The 21,050-nt window shown below is 68.7% G+C and carries 21 protein-coding genes and 1 pseudogene; 7 read left to right on the top strand and 15 right to left on the bottom strand.

Annotated elements, in window-relative coordinates; all coding sequences use genetic code 11:
* Window positions 1–361: 361 nt before the first annotated feature.
* Window positions 362–664, bottom strand: a complete 303-nt coding sequence (locus AC5WJ1_RS22715; RefSeq protein ID WP_240745746.1) for a type 2 periplasmic-binding domain-containing protein — start codon at window positions 662–664, stop codon at window positions 362–364.
* A gap of 138 nt (window positions 665–802) precedes the next feature.
* Here AC5WJ1_RS22715 and alkB point away from each other — a divergent pair, with 138 nt between their 5' ends.
* Window positions 803–1,465, top strand: coding sequence for a DNA oxidative demethylase AlkB (gene alkB / locus AC5WJ1_RS22710; RefSeq protein WP_195430259.1), 663 nt, complete (start codon window positions 803–805; stop codon window positions 1,463–1,465).
* Window positions 1,466–1,557: 92 nt separating this feature from the next.
* On the top strand, window positions 1,558–2,043 hold the full coding sequence (locus AC5WJ1_RS22705; protein ID WP_133095659.1) for a GFA family protein: 486 nt from the start codon (window positions 1,558–1,560) through the stop codon (window positions 2,041–2,043).
* Between the two features lie 49 nt (window positions 2,044–2,092).
* On the opposite strand, the gene cysK is transcribed toward AC5WJ1_RS22705, so the two are convergent.
* From cysK to AC5WJ1_RS22690, 3 genes are all read right to left on the bottom strand, one after another.
* Window positions 2,093–3,010, bottom strand: a complete 918-nt coding sequence (gene cysK / locus AC5WJ1_RS22700) for a cysteine synthase A (protein WP_133095658.1) — start codon at window positions 3,008–3,010, stop codon at window positions 2,093–2,095.
* Window positions 3,011–3,197: 187 nt separating this feature from the next.
* On the bottom strand, window positions 3,198–3,815 hold the full coding sequence (locus AC5WJ1_RS22695) for a DUF938 domain-containing protein (protein WP_135703282.1): 618 nt from the start codon (window positions 3,813–3,815) through the stop codon (window positions 3,198–3,200).
* 113 nt (window positions 3,816–3,928) lie between these two features.
* Window positions 3,929–5,917 (bottom strand): PhoX family protein, encoded by a 1,989-nt coding sequence (locus AC5WJ1_RS22690; RefSeq protein ID WP_195430262.1) that lies wholly within the window; start codon window positions 5,915–5,917, stop codon window positions 3,929–3,931.
* A 275-nt stretch (window positions 5,918–6,192) separates the two neighbouring features.
* On the opposite strand from AC5WJ1_RS22690, the gene AC5WJ1_RS22685 reads away from it, so the two are divergent.
* A complete protein-coding gene (locus tag AC5WJ1_RS22685; RefSeq protein WP_133095655.1) occupies window positions 6,193–6,810 on the top strand; it encodes an IMPACT family protein in 618 nt (205 codons plus the stop codon).
* Window positions 6,803–7,117, top strand: coding sequence for a 2Fe-2S iron-sulfur cluster-binding protein (locus tag AC5WJ1_RS22680; protein WP_135703284.1), 315 nt, complete (start codon window positions 6,803–6,805; stop codon window positions 7,115–7,117). The genes AC5WJ1_RS22685 and AC5WJ1_RS22680 overlap by 8 nt, the downstream gene beginning before the upstream one ends.
* Before the next feature lie 39 nt (window positions 7,118–7,156).
* On the opposite strand, the gene AC5WJ1_RS22675 is transcribed toward AC5WJ1_RS22680, so the two are convergent.
* A complete protein-coding gene (locus AC5WJ1_RS22675) occupies window positions 7,157–8,257 on the bottom strand; it encodes an extracellular catalytic domain type 1 short-chain-length polyhydroxyalkanoate depolymerase (RefSeq protein ID WP_494476559.1) in 1,101 nt (366 codons plus the stop codon).
* A gap of 152 nt (window positions 8,258–8,409) precedes the next feature.
* Between AC5WJ1_RS22675 and AC5WJ1_RS22670 the strand changes: the two genes are divergently transcribed.
* Both AC5WJ1_RS22670 and AC5WJ1_RS22665 read left to right on the top strand, forming a co-directional pair.
* Entirely contained in the window at window positions 8,410–8,610 is a 201-nt protein-coding gene (locus AC5WJ1_RS22670; RefSeq protein ID WP_133095652.1) for a DUF3606 domain-containing protein, read from the top strand.
* A gap of 297 nt (window positions 8,611–8,907) precedes the next feature.
* On the top strand, window positions 8,908–9,657 hold the full coding sequence (locus AC5WJ1_RS22665; RefSeq protein ID WP_133095651.1) for a carbonic anhydrase: 750 nt from the start codon (window positions 8,908–8,910) through the stop codon (window positions 9,655–9,657).
* A gap of 98 nt (window positions 9,658–9,755) precedes the next feature.
* Here AC5WJ1_RS22665 and AC5WJ1_RS22660 read toward each other — a convergent pair whose 3' ends face one another.
* The 7 genes from AC5WJ1_RS22660 to czcI all read right to left on the bottom strand — a co-directional run bounded on the left by AC5WJ1_RS22660 (window position 9,756) and on the right by czcI (window position 18,370).
* Complete coding sequence (locus tag AC5WJ1_RS22660) at window positions 9,756–10,511, bottom strand: sulfite exporter TauE/SafE family protein (protein WP_195430269.1); 756 nt, start codon at window positions 10,509–10,511, stop codon at window positions 9,756–9,758.
* Window positions 10,512–10,522: 11 nt separating this feature from the next.
* Window positions 10,523–10,879 carry an antibiotic biosynthesis monooxygenase family protein gene (locus tag AC5WJ1_RS22655; RefSeq protein WP_135703287.1) on the bottom strand — a complete coding sequence of 119 codons (357 nt, stop codon included), beginning with the start codon at window positions 10,877–10,879 and terminating at the stop codon, window positions 10,523–10,525.
* Between the two features lie 27 nt (window positions 10,880–10,906).
* A complete protein-coding gene (locus AC5WJ1_RS22650; RefSeq protein ID WP_135703288.1) occupies window positions 10,907–12,049 on the bottom strand; it encodes a cytochrome P450 family protein in 1,143 nt (380 codons plus the stop codon).
* Between the two features lie 58 nt (window positions 12,050–12,107).
* Window positions 12,108–15,287, bottom strand: coding sequence for a CusA/CzcA family heavy metal efflux RND transporter (locus AC5WJ1_RS22645; RefSeq protein ID WP_494476558.1), 3,180 nt, complete (start codon window positions 15,285–15,287; stop codon window positions 12,108–12,110).
* A gap of 12 nt (window positions 15,288–15,299) precedes the next feature.
* The gene (locus AC5WJ1_RS22640; RefSeq protein ID WP_135703290.1) at window positions 15,300–16,601 is read right to left on the bottom strand and encodes an efflux RND transporter periplasmic adaptor subunit; all 1,302 of its coding nucleotides are present in this window, start codon (window positions 16,599–16,601) and stop codon (window positions 15,300–15,302) included.
* A gap of 17 nt (window positions 16,602–16,618) precedes the next feature.
* A complete protein-coding gene (locus tag AC5WJ1_RS22635; protein WP_133095645.1) occupies window positions 16,619–17,899 on the bottom strand; it encodes a TolC family protein in 1,281 nt (426 codons plus the stop codon).
* Between the two features lie 96 nt (window positions 17,900–17,995).
* Window positions 17,996–18,370, bottom strand: a complete 375-nt coding sequence (gene czcI / locus AC5WJ1_RS22630) for a cation efflux protein, CzcI family (protein ID WP_133095644.1) — start codon at window positions 18,368–18,370, stop codon at window positions 17,996–17,998.
* A 245-nt stretch (window positions 18,371–18,615) separates the two neighbouring features.
* On the opposite strand from czcI, the gene AC5WJ1_RS22625 reads away from it, so the two are divergent.
* Window positions 18,616–19,002 (top strand): hypothetical protein, encoded by a 387-nt coding sequence (locus AC5WJ1_RS22625; RefSeq protein WP_494476557.1) that lies wholly within the window; start codon window positions 18,616–18,618, stop codon window positions 19,000–19,002.
* Between the two features lie 106 nt (window positions 19,003–19,108).
* Here the strand turns inward: AC5WJ1_RS22625 and AC5WJ1_RS22620 are convergent, their stop codons facing one another.
* The 3 genes and pseudogenes from AC5WJ1_RS22620 to AC5WJ1_RS22610 all read right to left on the bottom strand — a co-directional run.
* Entirely contained in the window at window positions 19,109–19,312 is a 204-nt protein-coding gene (locus tag AC5WJ1_RS22620) for a zf-HC2 domain-containing protein (protein ID WP_133095642.1), read from the bottom strand.
* A gap of 47 nt (window positions 19,313–19,359) precedes the next feature.
* On the bottom strand, window positions 19,360–19,950 hold the full coding sequence (locus AC5WJ1_RS22615; protein ID WP_135703983.1) for a sigma-70 family RNA polymerase sigma factor: 591 nt from the start codon (window positions 19,948–19,950) through the stop codon (window positions 19,360–19,362).
* Between the two features lie 66 nt (window positions 19,951–20,016).
* Window positions 20,017–21,048 (bottom strand): annotated as a pseudogene (locus AC5WJ1_RS22610) (AAA family ATPase); the annotation flags it as partial.
* Window positions 21,049–21,050 lie beyond the last annotated feature (2 nt).

The following is a 21,050-nucleotide window of genomic DNA, read 5'->3' as shown; positions in this document are numbered from 1 at the left end:
GTGCTGCCGAGCGTTCGCACGGGCCCGCGCCGGGTGGCGACGAGTCATGCGGGCGCGCGGCTTGCGGGGAGCGTGCTGCCGGGGTCGACAGCACGGCTTGCCGGCACGCAGGTCGCGCACCGGCCCCGGTATTTGTTGGAATTATCCGGACCGATCAGGCCGCGGGGACACGGAGATAAAGCCGGAACCAGCGCATGGTGCCGCTCATGTAGACGCGGGCTTTTTCGAGAGTGTCTTAGTCGTCCAGGCTGGTCGCGGCCAGGGCTTCGCGCAAGTTGGCGATAGTGAGGTAATCACGATGTCTGTCTCCGCATGCTTCTTTTGTCTGGGGAGTGTAGGAAGCGTCCGCGCCATCGTAAAATCAAAAATTCCAACACCTGATATGCTCGGAACGAATAGCGAAAGGATAGTCGCGGCCAAGCCTCCGCGAGGCGCCGGGCGCGATCTTGTTTTCCACCACAATCGCCTGGCCCAATTCACGGCTGGCCGCCTCAGCCAGTGCGCGCGTCACCTGGTCGGTGACGCCACCAGCGCCATAAGGGACGATGAGCCGGATCGGGCGGGTCGGGAAATCGTCGGCAGCCAGTGCCTGCGTGCCGAGAGGTGCCGTCAGCGCGAGGCCGGTGGCAGCCAGTGCGATGCGCAAAATGCGACGTCGTTGCATCAGGGTTGTCTCCTTCCATGTCCGCCGGATCTGTCATGTCCGGTCTGCGAGGTTGTCCGCATTGGGGGCTGACGCGTCCTTCAGTGCTAAGTTATTGATTTTTCCGCACGCGCGGTCCGACGCGTCTATCCTCAGGCCATGACCTTCGACCTCTTCGACAACCTCGACGACACCGCCCCTGCCGATTCTGCGCCCGAGCCCCTGGCGGACGGCGCAGTGGTGCTGCGCGGCCTGGCGCGCGCGGATGCAGAGGCCCTGCTCGCCGACGTGCAGGCGGTGATTGCCGCGGCCCCGCTGCGCCACATGGTGACGCCTGGCGGCCTGACGATGTCGGTGGCGATGACGAACTGCGGGGATGCGGGCTGGGTCTCGGATGCCCGCGGCTACCGCTATGACCGCACGGACCCGCTGAGCGGCCAGCCCTGGCCGGCGATGCCGCCGCGATTGCGCGCGCTGGCGGCCGAAGCGGCGGCGCAAGCCGGCTTTGCCGGCTTCGCGCCCGATGCCTGCCTGGTCAACCGCTATGTGCCGGGCACGCGCCTGTCGCTGCACCAGGACCGCGATGAACGCGACTTCGGCGCGCCGATCGTATCGGTCTCGCTGGGCTTGCCAGCGGTATTCCTGTTCGGCGGCATGCGCCGCGCGGACCGGCCGCAGCGCGTGCGGCTGGCGCATGGCGACGTGGTGGTGTGGGGCGGCCCGTCGCGGCTGGCCTTCCACGGCGTGGCGCCGCTGGCCGATGGGGATCATCCGCTGCTGGGACGCGCGCGCGTCAACCTGACGTTCCGCAAGGCGCTGTGACGCGAGCCTGGCGCGGCTTGGTTTTGCACTTTGGGCAGGGTTTTCTACAGTCAAGGGACTGCCGAAAACGCCAACGCGCAAAGGATCCCACCATGCATCTCGAAGGCTCCTGCCATTGTGGCGCCGTCCATTTCTCGCTGGAATCGGACTCGCCGTGCCCGTACATGCACTGCCATTGCTCGATCTGCCGCAAGACCGCCGGCGGCGGCGGCTATGCGATCAATATCGGCGGCGATGCCGCCACGCTGCACGTGCGCGGGCGCAAACACCTGGGCATCTACCACGCGGTGCTGCGCGAGCCGGGCAAGCGCGCGCGGCGCTCGCCGGCACAGCGGCATTTCTGCGTGAAGTGCGGCAGCGCGCTGTGGCTGTGGGATCCGCGCTGGCCGGAGCTGGTGTATCCGCATGCCTCGGCCATCGACACGCCGCTGCCGCGCCCGCCCGAGGTGGTGGAAGCCTCGCTGGAATCCGCCGCGCCATGGGTCGATGTGCCCAAGGGCAAGGGCCACGTGCGCTGCGACACGTGGCCGGAGGAATCGCTGGCCGACTGGCACAAGCGCCACGGCTTGTCCTCCTGACGGCACCCATCCCCCACTGCCTGGCGCGGCCTCGCTGCCGGCCAGTGGCTCAGGCCGGCAGGAAACCCTCCACCGTCAGGTAGCGTTCGCCGGTGTCGTAGTTGAAGCCGAGCACGCGCGCATTGGCGGGCAGCTCCGGCAGCTTCTGCGCGATCGCGGCCAGCGTCGCGCCGGACGAGATGCCGACCAGGATGCCTTCTTCGCGCGCGCAGCGGCGGGCCATCTCGCGCGCGGGTTCGGCATCGACCTGGATCACGCCGTCGAGCAGCGCGGTGTCGAGGTTCTTCGGGATAAAGCCCGCGCCGATGCCCTGGATCGGATGCGGTGCCGGCGCGCCGCCGGAGATCACCGGCGAGGCCACCGGCTCGACGCCGAAGACCTTGAGCTGCGGCCACTTGTCCTTCAGCACCCGGGCGCAGCCGGTCAGGTGGCCGCCGGTGCCGACGCCGGTGATGAGCACGTCAAGCCCTTCGGGGAAGTCGTTCAGGATTTCCTGCGCGGTGGTGCGCACGTGCACGTCGATGTTGGCGGGGTTCTCGAACTGTTGCGGCATCCAGGCGCCGGGCGTGGCGGCAACCAGTTCCTCGGCACGCGCGATCGCGCCCTTCATGCCCTTCTCGCGCGGAGTCAGGTCGAAGCTGGCGCCGTAGGCCAGCATCAGCCGGCGGCGCTCGATCGACATGCTGTCCGGCATCACCAGCACCAGCTTGTAGCCCTTGACCGCGGCCACCATTGCCAGGCCTATGCCGGTATTGCCGGAGGTCGGCTCGATGATGGTGCCGCCTGGCTTCAGCACGCCACGGCGCTCGGCGTCTTCGACCATCGACAGCGCAATGCGGTCCTTGATCGAGGCGCCGGGATTGCTGCGCTCGGACTTGATCCAGACTTCGTGCCCGCTGCCGAACAGGCGGTTGATGCGGATATGCGGGGTATTGCCGATCGTCTGCAGGATGTTCTGGACCTTCATCGTGTTCTCCGTGGCGGGCGCGGCGCGGCAGGGCCCTGGGGGCAACGGCGTCGCTGGATCGAAATGAACGGAAGATTTTAGTGCAAAGCGGCCGCGGGGCCCGTGGCGTAGGATGGTGCCCCGCTGCGCTTTCCGCTTTCGCGCTTCCGGTGTTCCACCCCTGCGCTTTCACGCGCCGCGCATGCGCCTATTTGCGGAACACCAGGCTGAAGTTGTTGGCCGGCATCGGCACCGGCTCGTCGCAGCGCAATCCCTGTGCGGCGCCCAGCGCAACCACGTCCTCCATGTCGCGCACGCCCCAGTCAGCGTCGGTGGCGCGCAGCTGGGCGTCGAAGGCGGCATTGCTCGGCGCGGTATGTGCGCCGCCGCGGCGATAGGGACCATACAGGTAGAGCACGCCGCCAGGCTTCAGCAGCCTCCCTGCGCCTGCGAACAGTGCTTCGGCCGCGGCCCACGGCGAGATATGGAGCATATTGATGCAGACCATCGCATCGGCCGCATCGATGCCCCAGGGCTGGCGGCACACGTCAAGGTCCAGCGGCGCGCGCACATTGGCCAACCCCGCATGCGCGGTCCATGCGGCGATCGATTCACGCGCGGCACGGTCGGGATCGCTCGGCTGCCAGGTCAGGCCTGGAAACGCCGCGGCAAAGTGCACCGCGTGCTGGCCAGTGCCGCTGGCGATTTCCAGGACCGTGCCGCTGGCGGGCAGCACATTGCGCAGCACCGCGAGGATGGGCTCGCGATTGCGCTCGGTGGCGGGCGCCATGCGGCGTGCGTCGGGGTCGTGGGTCTGGTCGGTCATGGCGACTGGCTCGTTTGCCGGGTGAACGGCTAGCGTAGCAGAGTCTGCGCGGACCCGGGATGCACTGGCGGCGGCCAAGGCCGCCGCCTTCATGCTACAGCGCCCGCTTGCGGTCAGGCCTTCGCCAGCTTCACGCCCGTCGGGTCGCCGGTCAGGTACCCCACCGCCGCGCCGAAGCGGTCCTTGTAATTGGCACGCACCAGTGGGTCCAGCGTCGGCTTGACCACGTCATGCAGCGGCGATTCCCAGTCGCCCACGTGCTGGAAGTTGCTCATCACGTAGGTCCAGCCGTTGATCTCGTCCACCGCATGCAAGCCGGTCGACTCGGCGCCGGCCGGGCACGACAGCACGCGGCTGAGCACCTTGGTGTCGACGTTGTAGGCCCACAGGAAGTTGTTGACGTGGGTGTTGCTGTCCTCGCCGACGAACAGCGTGCGCAGCTTCTCCGAGAACTTGAGGTTGTCGGGCGTGGCGACCTTGTCCGGGTTGGCGAAGTTGCCGAGCGCATCCTGCTGCTTCATCTTGCCGCCGCCGAGGTCTTCGCTGACCAGTGCCGGCACCGCGGCCATGTCGACCGGCACCCATTCGCTGTTGATGGCGTTGCCGCTCTTGTCGGTCTGTCCACCTTTCAGGTTCAGCTCATAGACGGCGCCGGAGTACGGGCCTTCGACCTGGATGTCGCCCTGGTTGGCGGCGTTGCCGGTGAGCATGCTCGACTCGATGCGCGACATCGCCGAGTAGGCCTTCTTGTCCCTGATGTTGACCGTGGTGCCTTCCATCTTGGTGAAGCCCAGGCTGCCGCCGACCAGCGCGGCGTAGCGGTGGGTTTCCAGGTAGGCCGCGGCCTTTTCCATGCCCGGCACCAGCTTGATCCAGTTGGCCTTGCCGTTGTACAGGACGCGGGTGTAGCTGCTGTCGTTCGGGTTGACGGTCTGCACGTCCATGATGTCGGCCAGCCTGATGCCGCCATCGACCAGCGCGCGGATCTCGGCACTGGTGGCGCTGCCCAGCTTGATCCACGACAGCGTGGCGCTGCCCGGGCCGACGCCCGAGGTCTGCTGCCACTTGCCCACGTACAGCGAGCCGCTGGACAGGTCGCGCGCGCTGTCGGCGATAAACATGAACAAGCCGCCGTTGGTGGCATCGTCGCCCATCAGCACGGTGCGCTCGTCGGGCATGACCTGCACCAGTTCGTGCGAGATGCGGCCCAGGCAGTAGTGCTTCCTGATGGTGCCGGTGCCGTCGGGGTTGACCGTCACTTCGGGCAGGTGGCCATAGTTGTAGGCATTGGCCCTGGCGGGGTCGCCATACAGGTTCTGGCTGTAGCCCTGCAGTTGCGTGACCGCCGCGGCGTCCTTCAGGTCGGTCTCGTACTCTTCGCTCGACAGGTGGGTGTTCCACGGCGACAGGCTCGCGCCGCAGGTGATCCACAGGCCGTTGACGCCGGAGGTATCGACGTTGTGGTACTTCACCGGGGTCAGCTTGCCGGTGGCCGGGTCCTGGTCCAGCGTCACGACAGCGATCGGCGACGGCAGCAGGCCGTACATGCTGGTGTTGTTCTGGTTGCGCGAGGTGTACTCGAACTGCACCACCGCAAACACGGTATTGCCCTTGACGCCGGGCACCGTCGGGTTGGCCAGCTTCAGCAGCGAGCTGCCGTCCGGTGCGTCGGAGAAGAACTGGCGTTCCTTGCCGGCCACGGAGGTGTCCATGATCGGCTGGTTGTTGATGTTGTAGTAGCCGCCGGCCACGATGGTGCCGCCCTTGCCGTCCGGCAGCGTGTCGCCGGTGACGAAGAACGGCTGGTAGGCAAGCTTGTAGGTGGTGCTGCTGCCGTCGCTGAACGACACCTTCAGGCTCGAGCCGACAGTGGTGGTCGCCATCGCGGCGGCATCCGACAGCGTGGGCGCGCTCATGGGAATGAACTCGGCCGTGGTGAAGGTGGCGCCAGGCGCCGGGCCAGTGGCGGGCGCGGCCACGGCATCGTCGCTGCCGCCGCAGCCGGCCAGCAGGCCGGCGGAAGCCAGGCCAAACGGAAGCATCGGCGCGCCCGCCAGCAGTTTCAGGGCCTTGCGGCGGCCAGCATCAGGTTGTTGTTGCATGGTTTTATCCGGGGAAAGGGATGGATCTGGTTTTTTTGACCGCTTGATCGCGCCGGCACCGCGCGGGCGGCCGGGCACCTGTTGGCACAGGCGGGCGGCGGGCGGCATTGCGCCCGACAGCCGGAGATCGTAGGGCGTCTTTGTGACAGGAAGTTGACGATGCAACACTTCACATGGGAGCCACGGCCGGGGTGCCTCATCCGCTGCGGTACACTTCCCGCTTCTGTCCGCGGCCGCACCGCGCAGCTTCTTCCAGCTTTTTCCGCCCTTCCCGCTTGCCGACCTACACGCTAGCCCACCCTGTCCAGGCCGAAGTCGAAATCCGCAAGAGCCGTTTCCTGGCCCTGGCCTTGCCGGTGGCCGACCGCGACGCGGCCATGGCCGCGCTGCAGGCGCTGCGCGCGGAACACCCCACCGCTACCCATGTGTGCTGGGCGCTGCTCGCCGGCGGCGCGTCGGGCATGTCCGACGACGGCGAACCTTCGGGCACCGCCGGCCGGCCGATCCTGGAAGTGCTGCGCCACCACGACCTCGACGGCGTGCTGGCCGCGGTGGTGCGTTACTACGGCGGCGTCAAGCTGGGCGCTGGCGGGTTGGTGCGCGCTTACACCGATGCCATCGCCGCCGCGCTGAAATCGGCCGAACGCATCGAGCGCATCGCCTACGCCACGCTGACGATATCGATCGACTATGCCGACGAGCCACGCGTGCGCCGCTGGATCGAACAGGCCGCCCAACATGGCTGCACGCTGGCCGATACCGCCTATGGCGCGCTGGCAACGCTGGTGCTGCGCCTTCCCGCCACGCAAGTGGATACGGCGCGCGATGCCTTGCGCGACGCCACCCATGGGCGCGCGCAATTTCCGCAGGCACAGGACGATTCCCATGGATGAACGCGATGCGTCCATAGCGGACATCGGCGGCGAATTCACCGCGCAGGTGCTGCCAGGCGGCCAGACTTTTGCCGCCCCGGCCGCGCTAAGCTTGCTGGAAGCCGCCTTGCTGGACGGCGTGCCGCTGCCCAACTCCTGCCGCAACGGCACTTGCCGCGCCTGTGCCAGCCGGCTGCATGCCGGATCGATCCGCTACCGGATCGAATGGCCCGGGCTGAGCCTGGATGAGAAAGAGGAAGGGTTGATCCTGCCGTGCGTGGCTTGTGCGGTCACTGATGTAGTGATCGAGCCGGTGACGCTGGGGTGACGCCGGGGTGACGCCGGGGTGACGCCCGGGTGACGCTCCTCACCCCCCGACCGCCAGAAAAAACCGCAACGCCAGCTTCAGCCCATCCGGCCCCGCCGGATCCGAGAACGCGTGCCCCCCGGCCCCGCCACTCCACGCATGGCCGAGCCCTTCGACCCGCACCAGCCGCATGTAAGGCGCCTTGCCCTCGGTCCAGTCGAACACATCGACCGCACGCCGCATGCCGCGCTGGGCGCGCCGCGCCGGCACCGCGGCAAGCGGATGGGCGCCTTCGGGCTGCAGGTGCATCCACAGTGCCGCCGCCGCGGTGGCGTTGCTGAAGTCGACCATGGCGTCGGCGTCGCCATGCAGCAGCAGCAGCGGCGGCGGGCGCCGGCCGGCAAGGCCGAGGCGCAGCGCGTGGACGGCCTGCGCATCGGGCCCGCGCTGGCCGCGCATCGCGCGTGTGGCCTGCGCCGCGTTGGTGGCGCTCCACGGCACCGCACCGGAATGCGAGCCCACCGCCGCGAAGCGCGCGGGATAGCTTAGGCCGAGCGTCAAAGCCATCGCCCCGCCCGCTGACAAGCCGAGCACGCTGACGCGGTTAGCCGCCACCGGATGCGTGCGGCATGCCTGCTCGACCAGCGCCATCAGCAGGCCCGCTTCCACCGCACCGTGCCCGGCGGGCTTAAACCAGTTCCAGCAGCGCTGCGCGTTCGCCTGCGAACTCTGCTCGGGCAACAGCACCACCCAGCCCGCCTCGCGCGCCACGGCGGCAGCACGCGTGACCGCTGCAAAGCTGGCGGTGTCCTGCCCGCAGCCATGCAGCAACACCAGCATCGGTGCGCGCCGCCTGCCATTGGCGCCCGCCGGCACGAAGATGCGATAGCGCCGCGGCGCGAGCGGCCCGGCGCCCCAGCTGCCCTCCTCCCAGCGGCCGCTGCCGCGGCTGCGCGGCGGCTCGGCCGGCGACACCACGCCGGACAGCGCGCGCTGCGTGGCCGCGGTGAGTGCAGCGGATTGCTTCACCGCGTTGCGCACGATGGCTTCGGTCATCGGCTTGGTGATGTTGCGGTTGACCGCGCGCTGCATGCGGCGGGCATTGCGCGTGGCGGCCTTGTTCAGCGTGGACCAGAGCTTTGCACCGGAAGAGCGGGGCATGCGTCGTCCTGTCGGTGTGGGTAACCCGTGCATCATATGCCGAGTCGCGTGCATGGCATGGCGCACAGCATCGGCTTTGCATGCAACGCGATCGCGATCACTGCCTACAATGCAAGGGTCGTGTCGCGCCGAGGCACGGACAGGAGGCGAGCATGATCGATGCAACGAGCCAGTTCAGGCCTTTGGATCCGGGCCGCGTTAACCTGATGGATCCGCTTGAAGTGCAGTACTGGTGCCGCGAGCTTCACTGCAGCGAGCAGGATCTCGAAGCGGCCGTCGATGCCGCCGGCGACCATATCGCCGCGGTTCGGGACCAGCTGGAGTCAAGCCAGCCGGGCACCCCGCCCCACTGAAGGCGCAGGCACGGCCGGATCACGCCGGCCGTGCCTGTCATGAACCCGCTTGCCGGTCCAGGGCCGCGCCGCCGATCAAACGGCTCGAATACCCCGGACCGTCCCAGTGCTGGCCGGTGCGCCAGCGTCAGCCGCATACCCGGAATAAGCGCAGTGCAGACCGGAATTCAGTAATGCTGAGTTCGCGCGGGGCGATTTTTGCTGCATGATTTCGGGCCCGGATCAGGCGTGGCAGCAGATCGCGCCAACCCGGGAGTTCGGAGTACGAAGGGGTCACCTACACGAGGACGCATCGACATGACCATCAAGCTGCCGGCCATCACCATTTGCGCAGCCCTGCTCGCCCCTGCCGCCTGGGCAGGCAACGACACCCACTGGACCTACGCCGGGCCGACCGGCGCCAGCCATTGGGGCGAGCTCGACGCCGGCTACAAGACCTGCACGCTGGGCAAGCACCAGTCGCCCATCGATATCCGTACCAACAAGACCGTGAGCGCAGACCTGAAGCCGATCGGCTTTGGCTACACCGCAACGCCGGCAACCGTGGTCAACAACGGCCATACCATCCAGGTCAACCTGCCTGCGGGCGGGCAGGCCGAGTTCGACGGCGCGGCGTACAAGCTGGTGCAATTCCACTTCCATACGCCGAGCGAAGAGAAGATCAACGGCAAGGCCTATCCGCTGGTGGCGCACCTGGTGCACCAGAACGCCGAAGGCAAGCTGGCGGTGGTGGCGGTGCTGTTCAAGACCGGGCGCGAAAACGCGGCGTTGCAGCCGGTCTTCGCCAGCCTGCCGGCCAAGGCCGGCGAGTCGCGCGAGCTGGGTGCGCCGATTGACGTGGCGGCGCTGCTGCCTGCGCAGCAATCCTACTGGGCGTTCACCGGCTCGCTGACCACGCCGCCTTGCAGCGAGGATGTGCGATGGCAGGTGTTGAAGACGCCGGTGGAGATTTCGGCGGCGCAACTGGCGACGTTCCGCAAGCTCTACCCGATGAATGCGCGGCCGGTGCAGCCGTTGAATGGGCGAGTGGTGCAGGCGGGGCGGTGAGGATCGTTCGCGTACCCATGACCTTTGCTTAACCGACTGGGTGCTCCCTCTCCCGCAAGCGGGAGAGGGGAGAAAACCGATCGTATGCGAAAGCGTGATCACGAAAGCCCGCGCATCGCCAGCTCGCCGCCCAGCACCAGCAGCCCGCAGAAGAACAGCTTGCGGAAGCGCTCCGCACTGATGCGATGGCGCAGCCATTGCCCGATGAACATGCCGCCAAGCGCAGGCACCAGTGCCAGCAACGAAGCCCCCAGCACCGGGGTGTGCAGCAACGATCCGTCCAGCGCCAGGCTGACCGCCAGCGCAATGGTCGAGATCGTGAAGGACAACCCCAGCGCCTGCACCAGGCCCTCCTTTTCGAGCCCCAGCCCTTGCAGGTAAGGCACAGCGGGAATCACGAACACGCCGGTCACCGCAGTGATCGCGCCGGTCACCACCCCGACCACCGGCCCGAGCCAGGCCTCTGCCGCCGGCGGCACGTGCAGCTTGACCGCTGCCAGTCCGACCACCGCATACAGCACCAGCGCCACGCCAAGCGCCGAGGTGGCGTGGGTCATCATCCCGGCCGCCACCAGCGCAGCGCACAGCCACGTGCCGGCGCAGATCGCCGCCAGCATCGGCCATAGCCGAAGTACCAGCTGGCCGAAGCGCGGACCGCTGAACAGCTGCACCACGTTGGTCACCATCGACGGCGCCACCAGCAGCGCCGCGGCCTGCGCCGGCGGCATCACCAGCCCGAGCAATCCCACCGCGACGGTGGGCAGGCCCAGGCCCACCACGCCTTTGACCAAGCCTGCCAGCAGGAAGGTCAGGCCGATAAAGGCAGCCTGCGTGCCGATTGCTTCCATCGTCATCGCATGCTCCTTCAGCCGGGCTTGCGGTCGTGCACTGCGCGGCTGTCGGCGGGGGCTTCGTCGCGTGCGTGCATGCCGTAGTCGCGCAGCACCTGTGCCACGCGCAGGCGGTAGTCGGCAAACACGCCGCCGCGGCCCACGGCCTGTGCCTCGCGGTGTGCCACGGTATTGCGCCAGGCGATCACGGCCGCCTCGTCGCGGAAAAACGATAGCGACAGAACCTTGCCCGGGTTGGCCAGGCTCTGGAAGCGTTCGACCGAGATAAAGCCGTCGATGCTCTCCAGCTCGCTGCGCAGCCTTGCGGCGATATCGAGGTAGGCGTCGCGGCGGCCCGGTGCGGGCTCGACTTCAAAGATGACGGCGATCATGAGGGCTCCGTGTTTTGAATGGTGAGGTCAGCAGAAATGCGGGATGCGGGCGTTCAGGGAAGGACGATAGCGGAACGCGCGCGCCAGTACGGCCGGGGCGGCGCCGCGTGCAAGTAGTGCCGTCACCGTCGCGCCGGCGAGCGCCTGCGCCAGCCTGTCGCCTGGGCACGCGTGGCGTCCGTGGCCGAAGGTCCACGGACGCTCGCCATCCGCCATACCGCCGCAGGAGGCTGCGGCGAGCAGCACCAGCACCACATCGCCGGCCTTGACGTCATGGCCGCACAGGGTTGCATCGGCGGCGAGGAAGCGGCGCGTGTTCTGCACCGGGGGATCCGACACCGCCACCTCTGTGACCAGTTGGTCCGGTGATATTCCGGGCAACGCCTTGCCACGGCCGAGATGCAGCAGCGAATTGCCTGCCAGCGCGGCGGTGGCTTCGCAGGCCTGCACCAGCAGGCCGATGGTGTTGGCGGCCACCGCTTGCGCATCGATGCCCGCCGCACAGGCAGCCTGCTGCAGCGACGGCAACGGGCCTGCTGCCGGTACGGCATTGGCGAGCCAGTTGCCGAGCCATTGTGCGGCGACCGCTCCGGCTTGCACGGCGTTCGCATCGGCAAGCGGTGACTGTGCGGCGGCAAATGCTGCGACGTGGGCGGCCACGGCCGCTGCCGTGGCTCGATCCACCGCGACGGGCAGGCCGAGCAGGTCAGCCAGCGTCACGACCGGCAGCGTCGACAGGACGCCATTGATGCGTTCCGCGGACCATGCCGTGCCGGCGTCCATCAGCTCAGCCAGCGCTGCCGCACGGCGTGCAGCTGCCGCCGGATCGATGGCGGCAAGCAGTGGCATCAGCAGGTCCTTCAACGGCGCATGCGCGGCGCCGTCGTTCATGCGGATCAGCCGGCCGAACAGATCCCCGGCGGCGGTACCAGCCAGTGCGGGCGGCACCGGCTGCGCTGGCGGACGCACGCGGCAGTCGGGGTGGGACAGCACCGTCGCCACTTCGCGTGCGCCCGCCGCAACCCACAGGCCGAGCCGCTGGTCGCGGAAGAACGGCCGGTGCGTCGCCAGTTCGCGGTAGTAGGGATAGGGATCGGGGTGCGTGACGGCGCTTAGCGGGTCGAGCGCATGGTTGGCATCGTTGGCATGGGATTCGGCGGCAGGCAGCATGGCGGCACACGGGAGCTGAAATATGCCGCCAGTTTGCCGCCTGGGCACGGCAAACGCTTCACGGCGACGTGAAAGATGGATTGCCGGCCTGGCGGTCCGCAGTCACCGGCTCATCTTTCCTGTGCGCCAGCCGGTACAGCACCGGCAACACCAGCAGCGTCAGCGCCGTCGACGACAGGATGCCGCCGATCACCACCGTGGCCAGCGGACGCTGCACTTCGGCGCCCGTGCCGGTGGCCAGCGCCATCGGCACGAAACCCAGCGACGCCACCAGCGCGGTCATCAGCACGGGCCGCAGCCGCGTCAGCGCGCCGTCGCGGATCGCCTGGTCGAGCCCCACGCCCTCCTCGCGCAGCGAACGGATAAACGACAGCATCACCAGCCCGTTCAGCACCGCCACGCCGCACAGCGCGATAAAGCCCACCGCGGCCGAGATCGACAGCGGGATGCCGCGCAGCCACAGCGCGAGGATGCCGCCGGTCAGCGCGAACGGGATGCCGGTGAAGACCAGCAGCCCGTCCTTGACGTTGCCGAACATGGCGAACAGCAGCACGAACACCAGCCCCAGTGCCAGCGGCACCACTACGCGCAGGCGCGCCGTGGCGGACTGCAGCTGCTCGAAGGTGCCGCTCCAGCTGGTCCAGTAGCCGGCGGGGATGCGCACGCGATCGCGGATGGCGGCCTCCGCCTCGGGCACGAAGCTGCCGATATCGCGCCCGCGCACGTTGGCGCTGACCACGATGCGGCGCTTGCCGTTCTCGCGCGAGACCTGGTTGGGGCCCGGCGCGATCTCCACGGTGGCAACTTCGCTGAGCGGGATATAGCTGGTGCGCGCGCCCGCCACGGTGTCTTTCGGCAGCGCCACCGGCAGGCGCCGCAGCGCGTCCACGTCTTCGCGCACGGCATCGGGCAGGCGCACCACGATGTCGAAGCGGCGGTCGCCGCTGAAGAACGTCCCTGACACCTTGCCGCCGATGCCGATCGCCACCGCTTCCTGGATATCGCTCAGGTTGAGCCCGTAGCGCGCGGCCTTGTCGCGGTCGATATTGACGCTCAGCATCGGCAGCCCGGTGGTCTGCTCGACTTTGACCTCGGCCGCGCCCGCAATGCCCTGCAGCACCGCGGCGATGCGGTTGGCGGTATCTTCCAGCACGGCGTTGTCGTCACCGAACACCTTGACCGCGACGTCGGAGCGCACGCCCGAGATCAGCTCGTTGAAGCGCAGCTGGATCGGCTGCGAGAACTCGTAGTTGTTGCCGGGCAGCTTGCCGACCTCCGCGCGGATCGCGGCGATCAGTTCGTCGCGCGTGCGGCGCGGCGCGGGCCATTCGGACTGCGGCCTGAGCATGATGTAGCCGTCCGAGATATTCGGCGGCATCGGGTCGGAGGCAATCTCGGCGGTGCCGGTGCGCGCGAACACGCGTTCGATCTCGGGGAATTTCGCTTTCAGCGTGGTCTCGACCTGCTGCTGCATCGCCACCGATTGCGTCAGGCTGGTGCCGGGAATGCGCAGCGCCTGGATGGCGAGGTCGCCCTCGTTGAGGCTGGGCACGAACTCGCTGCCCAGGCGCGTGGCGATCGCCAGCGACAGCGCCACCGCCACGCCGGCCAGCGCCAGCACCACCGGCGTCGCCGACAGCGAGCGGTCCAGCAGCACGGCATAGCGGCGCCGCGCCCACGCCATCAGCCGGTTCTCGCGCTCGGCCACGCGATTGCCGATCGCCAGCGCCACCGCGGCGGGAACGAAGGTTACCGACAGCACCATCGCGCCCAGCAGCGCCAGCACCACCGTGATCGCCATCGGGTGGAACATCTTGCCCTCGACGCCGGTCAGCGCAAAGATCGGCAGGTACACCACCATGATGATGAGCTGGCCGTACAGCAGCGGCCGGCGTGCCTCGCGCGCGGCGCCGAAGACCTCGTGCAGGCGCTCGGTGCGCGTCAGCGCGCGGCCATGCCGTTGCTGCGCATGCGCCAGGCGCCGCACGCAGTTCTCGACGATCACCACCGCGCCATCGACGATGATGCCGAAGTCCAGCGCCCCCAGGCTCATCAGGTTGGCGCTGGTGCGCGTGTGGACCATGCCGGTAAAGGTGAACAGCATCGACAGCGGGATCACCAGCGCGGTGATCAGCGCCGCGCGCAGGTTGCCGAGGAACAGGAACAGGATGGCGATCACCAGCACGGCGCCTTCCAGCAGGTTCTTCTTCACCGTGGCGATGGCCTTGTCGACCAGCTTGGTGCGGTCGTACACGGTGATCGCCTTCACGCCGGCCGGCAGCGTGCGGTTGATCTCCGCCATCTTGCGGTCTACGGCCTGCGACACCGTGCGGCTGTTCTCGCCGATCAGCATGAAGACCGTGCCCAGCACCACCTCGCGGCCATCCTCGGTGGCGGCGCCGGTACGAAGCTCGCCGCCGGTCTGCACGCTGGCCAAATCGCGCACGCGGATCGGCTGGGCCTGCGCGGTGCCGACGATGACGTCGCGGATATCGTCGAGCGAGCGCACCTGGCCCGGCACGCGCACCAGGTATTGCTCGCCGCGCCGCTCGATGTAGCCGGCGCCGACGTTGTCGTTGTTCTTCTCCAGCGCCGTGACCACGTCGGCGAGCGACAGCCCGTACGACGCCATCCGCTCCAGGCTTGGCGCCACCACGTAGGCGCGCGCATGGCCGCCGATGGCATTGACCTCGGCCACGCCAGGCACGTTGCGCAGCTGCGCACGGATCACCCAGTCCTGGATCTCGCGCAGGTCGGGCAGCGTGTAGGGCGTGCCGTCGGGCTTGCGCGCGCCGGGCTCGGCTTCGACGGTCCACAGGTAGATCTCGCCGAGGCCGGTCGAGATCGGGCCCATCGCCGGCGTGATGCCGGGTGGAAGCTTGTCGCGCGCTTCCTGGATGCGCTGGTTGACCAGCTGCCGCGCGAAATGGATATCGGTGCCTTCGCGGAAGATCACCGTGACCTGTGACAGCCCGTAGCGCGACAGCGAGCGGGTCTGCTCCAGCCCCGGCAGGCCCGCCATCACGGTCTCGACCGGGTAGGTGATGCGCTGCTCGGTCTCCAGTGGCGAATAGCCGGGCGCGGCGGTATTGATCTGCACCTGGACGTTGGTGATGTCAGGCACGGCGTCGATCGGCAGCCGGGTGTAGTTGTACAGGCCCAGCGCGGCCATGCCGAGCACGGCCAGCAGCACCAGCCAGCGCTGCTCGATGGCAAAGCGGATCAGGCGTTCGAACATGGCGCCTCCCGCTCAGTGCTCATGCCCGGCGCTGGCCTTGCCCAGCTCGGACTTGAGGATGAAGCTGTTGGCCGCGGCGTAGCGCGCGCCGGCCTGCAGGCCTTCGGTGATCTCGACCAGCTTGCCGCCGCTGCGGCCGGTCTTGACCGCCTGCATGGCGAACCCGCCCGGCACCGCGACGAACACGGCACTGCGGCCATCGACCTGCTGCACGGCATCGGCTTCCACCGTAACCGGCACCTGCGTCGCGGCGCCGAGCACGCTGACGGTGACGAACAGCCCGGGCCGCCACGCCATGCCCGGATTTGACAGCGTCACGCGGGCCTTGGCGGTACGGGTCTGTTCGCCGAGCAGCGCGCCGACGTAGGAGACCTTGCCCTCGGCCTGCGTCTCCGAGGCGGTGGAACGGATCCTGACGGTCTCGCCCACGCGCACCTGGTCGAGGTCGCGCGCCGAGACCACGAACTCGGCCCAGACCGAACTCAGGTCCGAGATGGTGAAGACGCTGGCGTCTTCCTTGACGGCTTCGCCCAGCGACAGGTGCTTCTCGACGATGATGCCGTCGAACGGGGCGCGCAGCGCGAACTGGTTCAGGCTGCCGCCCTTGCCGTCCACTCGATCCTTGCCGGCGCTTTCCGATGCGCCGATCGCGACCAGCTTCTGCCTGGCATTCTGCACCGCGATCTGCGCTTCTTCCAGCGCGGCGCGGGCCTGCTGGTAGTCCTGCCCGGCAGAGATCTTCTCCTGCCACAGCGTCTTTTCGCGCGCGTAGGTGGCGCGCGCCAGCGCCTCGCGCCGCTGCGCCGCGAGCAGTTCGCTGCGCTGCTCGGCGAGTGCCGTGCTGGCGATTACTGCCAGAACCTGGCCCTTGGCGACCTGCTCGCCCAGGTTGGCCGGCACCGCCTGCGCCACGCCCGCGACGCGCGGCACCACGTGCGCGGTGCGGTCGTCGTTGAAGCGGATCTCGCCGGGGAAATCGATGCTGCCGCGCAACGGCGCGGGGCCTGCCGTGGCGATACCGATGCCGGCCTGCTGCACCTGCTCCGGCGTCAGCTTGATGACATGGGGCCGGTCCGCGGCCTGCGCCGGCGCAGCGGCGGCAGCGGGGGCGTCGGCCTGCGTACTCGCCGGCTTGTCGTGCGCGTGGCCGTCGTCATGGTCGGCATGCTCGCCCTTTTCAGCGTGCTCGCCATGCTCATGCCCGGCCTCGCCCGACCCGCCGCCCTTGCCCGTGAACAGGATCGCCGCGCCGCCCAGCAGCCCCGCGACCAGAATGGCCACCACCGCGGCCCGTTGTTGCTTGCTTATTGCCATGCCTGGAGCCTTCCGTATCAGTGTCCGAGGATGCGATCGATGCTGGCGGCCGCGTCATAGGTGCGGGCCAGCACGTCCAGGTAGCGGATGCGCGCCTGGAACAGGGTGCGCTGGGCGTCCAGCACGTCGAGGAAATTGAATTTTCCGGCCTCGAACCCGCGCGAAGCGGCGGCATACGCCTGCTCCGCCGCCGGCAGCACCGAACCCTGCAGCGTCTGGGCCGCGGCGCGCGACACCGACAGCTGCGTCGACGCCTGCTGCAATTCATTGGCCAGCCGGATGCGGTTGGCGGCATGCACGTCCTGCGCGCGGTCGGCCCGGCGCAGCGCCGCGTACAGGTTGCCCTGGTTGCGGTCGAACAGCGGCAGCGGGATCGCCACGCCCAGCACGGCCATGTTGCGGTTGGCCTCGTTGTCGCGCTTGGCGCCGAGGCTGACGGTGACGTCGGGGTACTGGCGGCTGCGCGCCACCGCGGCTTCGGCGCGGCTGCGTTCGGCGGAGAGCCGGCTCGCGGCCAGCAACGGCGAATCTTCCAGCGCCGTTTCCAGCGCGGCGGGCGCGGGGCGCGACGGCAACGCGTCGAGGTCGCCCTGTGCCTGCGCGAAGCGCGGCGCGGCATTGCCCCACAGCGCGGCCAGCAACTGCCGTGCGGACTGCAGCGCGCCGGTGGCCTCGGCCAGTTCCAGCTCGGCGTTGGCCTGCTCGACCTGTGCGCGCGTCGCTTCCAGCGGCGCCACCTTGCCGGCGGCGACTCGGCGCGAGGCAGCCTGCGCCGCGCGGCTGGCGATGCCGACCGAGCCCTCGGCCAGCTTGACGCGCTCCTGCGCCACCAGCACGCCGAAGAAGCGCGCGATCACCGCGGCGCGGAGTTCGGCGCGCACGCCGCCCAGCTCCGCCTGCGCCAGCTCGCGGCCGCGCTCGGCCACGCCGATGCGGGCGGCGCGCTTGCCACCGAGTTCGATCGGCACGTTGAACTGGCCGGTGGTCGAGCGCGTGGCGCGGCGCGTGTCTTCCATCGACACTGCCAGCTCGGGATTGGGGATCACGCGCGCCTGCGTCAGGTCGCCCTCGGTGGCATCCAGCTCCTTGCCGGCGGCGGACAGCGCGAAGCTGCCGGCTTCGGCCAGCGCCAGCGCGGCGTCCAGCGTCAGCGTGCCGGATGGCTCGCGTACGCCCGCGCCGTCCGCACTGGCGGCGTACGGCGAGGGTTGGATGGCGGATGGTGGCGTCTGGGCGACGCCGGCAAGCGGGCTGGTCAGTACGGCCGCCAGCCCCAGCGGCAGCAAAAGTCTTCGCATCGAATTGCACCAGGAAAGAAACCGGGAATTCGGCGAGACGCCTGAGTTCAGCGAATCAGGAAGAAGTCAGGGAAGCGGGTGGCGTCGTCTCGCCGGCTAAGCGAGACGGGGCCACTGCGGGCGGTCGGGCGCCCTGGCGCTGTGGGAGGAGAAGCCGGCCTGCCGCGGGGCCTGCGCCAGTTCAACGCGCTGGCTGGCCTGCACGCGCGGCCCGTCGGCCCGTGCGAACGGGACCGAGGCGACATGGCAGACGCCGCAGTCGGGATCGGCGATGCCCAGCTTGTCGACATCAGCGTCGGCCTTGGTTGCGGGCTGGCCGGCCTCGCCTTTCTGCTGGTGCTGGTGCTCGTGATGCCCCAGGTGCGCCTTGGCCGCCGCTGCCACCTCGTGCCGGCAATAGGCGGCCGCTCCCGCCCAGGCGAACTGGAGCGGCAGGATCAGCGCGAGGACGATGAGGAGCAGGCGTTGCATGTCGGGAATGGCAGTGAGCCGCAAGTTTAACCGAGGCCGGGCAGTGTTCACGCGGCGAGCCGATTACATTTGCGTCATGACGTAACGCGGCGCGCCAGCCGGCATCTATTTCAATTTATTTGAACGATTTGTCCATACTGCTCCCCGCTTATGCCCGACCAAGACTCCTATAGTTCGTTACATGAACGGCACGCACACACAGCAAGACGTTCTGCCAAATTCAACGAATAATACTGGAGAAAATCATGACCAAGACCGCCCGTTTCGCTTCCGCCCTGTTCCTGTCGCTGGCCGCCCTCGGCGCCGCGCACGCCGCTAGCGCAGCCGAACCGCTGCCCGGCGACAAGTATGGTTACGAGTTCCGCTCGCACGACGTCTTCACCGACGGTGCGCGCACGCTGGCCGCCGCCACGCTGCCTGGCGACAAGTACGGTTATGAGTTCCGTTCGCACGATGCCTTCACCGATGGCGCCCGCGCCGGCAAGCCCGATACGTACGTGGACGGCGCCCGCACGGTGGCCGGCCTGGACCGCGGCGGCGTATCGGCAGCCCCGGCGCGCAGCTTCGACCCGTACAGCGAAGGCAGCCGCGTGGGTGGTTTCGATCCCTACGGCGAAGGTGCGCGTGCGTGATTGCCGCCGGTTTGCTCCCCTCTCCCACTTCGCGGGGGAGGGGAGCGTTTGCGAGAGACGTTGGCTTGCGTTCAGCACCTCGCGCACCTGATTGCGAGCAGTGGCCTCAATCCTCCCGCCCCATCCGCCGCATCGCCTCCCGCATGGTCCGCATCTGCGCGCTGAACACGGTGCAGGCTTCGCAGATCGCCAGGTGGCTGCGCATGCGCAGCCGTTCCACCCATGACAAGGGCTGGTCCAGGCCCTTCATGGTCAGGTGGTGAACCTCTTCGCAGTCCGGCAGCAGGCGGCGGGCGGGGCGGTCGGGCATGGTGGTTGCCGAGGGTTATGTGGACGAGATCGTTCGCAGGAGGCCGATCACCCCTTGCCGGTTGCGTCGCGGCGCCCGAACCAGTGCAGTTCCAGGCACGCGCGCAGCCGCATGCGGGCCCGGTACAGCATGGCCCATGCATTGGTCGCGCTGATCTGCAAGACCTGACAGATTTCTTCGGTATCCAGCTCCAGCCATTCCCGCATCATGAACAGCCGGCCCAGCCGCGGCGGCAGCCGGTCGACGCACAACTGCAGGATCTCGAAGAACTCGCGGCGCTCGAAGGCGCGCTCGGGGTCGCCCCAGTCGGAAGGCGGGTCCTGGTAGTGGCCGTTGCGCGTGAACAGCGCATCCAGCGCCTCCTGTTCGGACGGCACCTCGCCGTCCTCCGGCGCCACCAGCGCCAGCCGCACCTCGCGCCGGCCGCTGCGCAGGCTGTCGATCAGCTTGTGCTTGAGGATGCCGACCAGGTAGGTGCGCAGCGAGGACTGGCCGCCAAAGCGCTCCGGGTGCTCCAGCGCGGCCAGCAGCGTTTCCGACACGGCGTCTTCCGCCAGCCCCTCATCGCGCAGCTGCAAGCGCGCAAAGCGCAGCAGGTAGGGCCGTACAGCCTGCAGTTCGGCAGGATCGAGGCTCATGGGGCGCGTCAGCGGCGTTGGCAGATGCGCCATGATACCGCTGGCCCGCGCTTCACGGCATGCGCTTCAGTTCAGTCCCCGGAATTGCCCGCAAAGCCTGAACACGTCCTCGTTCAGCGGCACCTCCCGCGCGCGGGCATAGCGGGTGGCCAGCTTGAGCAGCTCCTTGATATCGCGCCCGCTGGCCTTCGGATAGGCCCGCAGCAGCGCCTCGACCAGCCCGTCGCCCAGCTCGGCGCCGAACTGCGCCGCCTGCAGCCGCCACAGGCGCCGCGCATCGACCTTGCCCGGCGTTTCGTAGTGGATGGTGGCGATGCAGCGCGACAGGATGGCATCGTCGACCTCGCCGATGCGGTTGGTGGTCATGAACAGCAGGCCGTTGAAGTACTCCAGCGTGCGCAGGAACTCGGCGACGATGGCGTTGTGCTCGAGGTCGTTGTCCCGGCAGCGGATACAGACGTCGGCCTCGTCCAGCAGCAGGATCGCGTTCCAGCGCATGGCGCGCTGCAGGATGCCGCCCAGGCTGGCGCCGGCCGACGCCGCCGTGGTGCCGAGCTGTCCCGAATGGACCCGGTACAGCGGCTTGCCTACGACTTCGGCATAGATCTCGGCGGTCAGCGTCTTGCCCAGTCCCGGCGCGCCCTGGCACAGGATGGTGGTGCCGCCCGACTTGCCGGCCACGAAGTCCGGCACCAGCACGTCCATGTGCGAGGTCAGGATATCGATCAGGTCGCGGTGGTGGTCGGGCAGCACCAGCTTGTCGCGCAACTCTGGCTGGTAGCGGTATTCGGTCAGGTGCTGCACATGCACCCACAGGTTGCGGTGCCATTCCAGGTGGAAGAGATGCACGTAGCCGTGCAGCGGCACCGACTCGAAGCCCGCCTCCACCCCGGCCTCGCGCCAGAACGACGCATCGCAACTCATCTCGAAACGGCGCGCGAGCCGTTCCTCGTCATTGACGCAGCGCGCCGCCACGCCATCGGGCACGCGCGTCAGCTCGGCCGCGCCCTTGGCGTCGAGCGACCACGCCGGCCCGCTGGCGACAAACTGCGCGCCGAAGCGCTGTTGGTAGCGCACGAAGCGCCGCGCGTGGTGTTCGA

It is taken from the genome of Cupriavidus sp. MEYA8, from assembly GCF_059278825.1.
The sequence above is the reverse complement of the archived record's forward strand: the minus strand, read 5'-3'. Positions and strand labels throughout refer to the sequence as shown.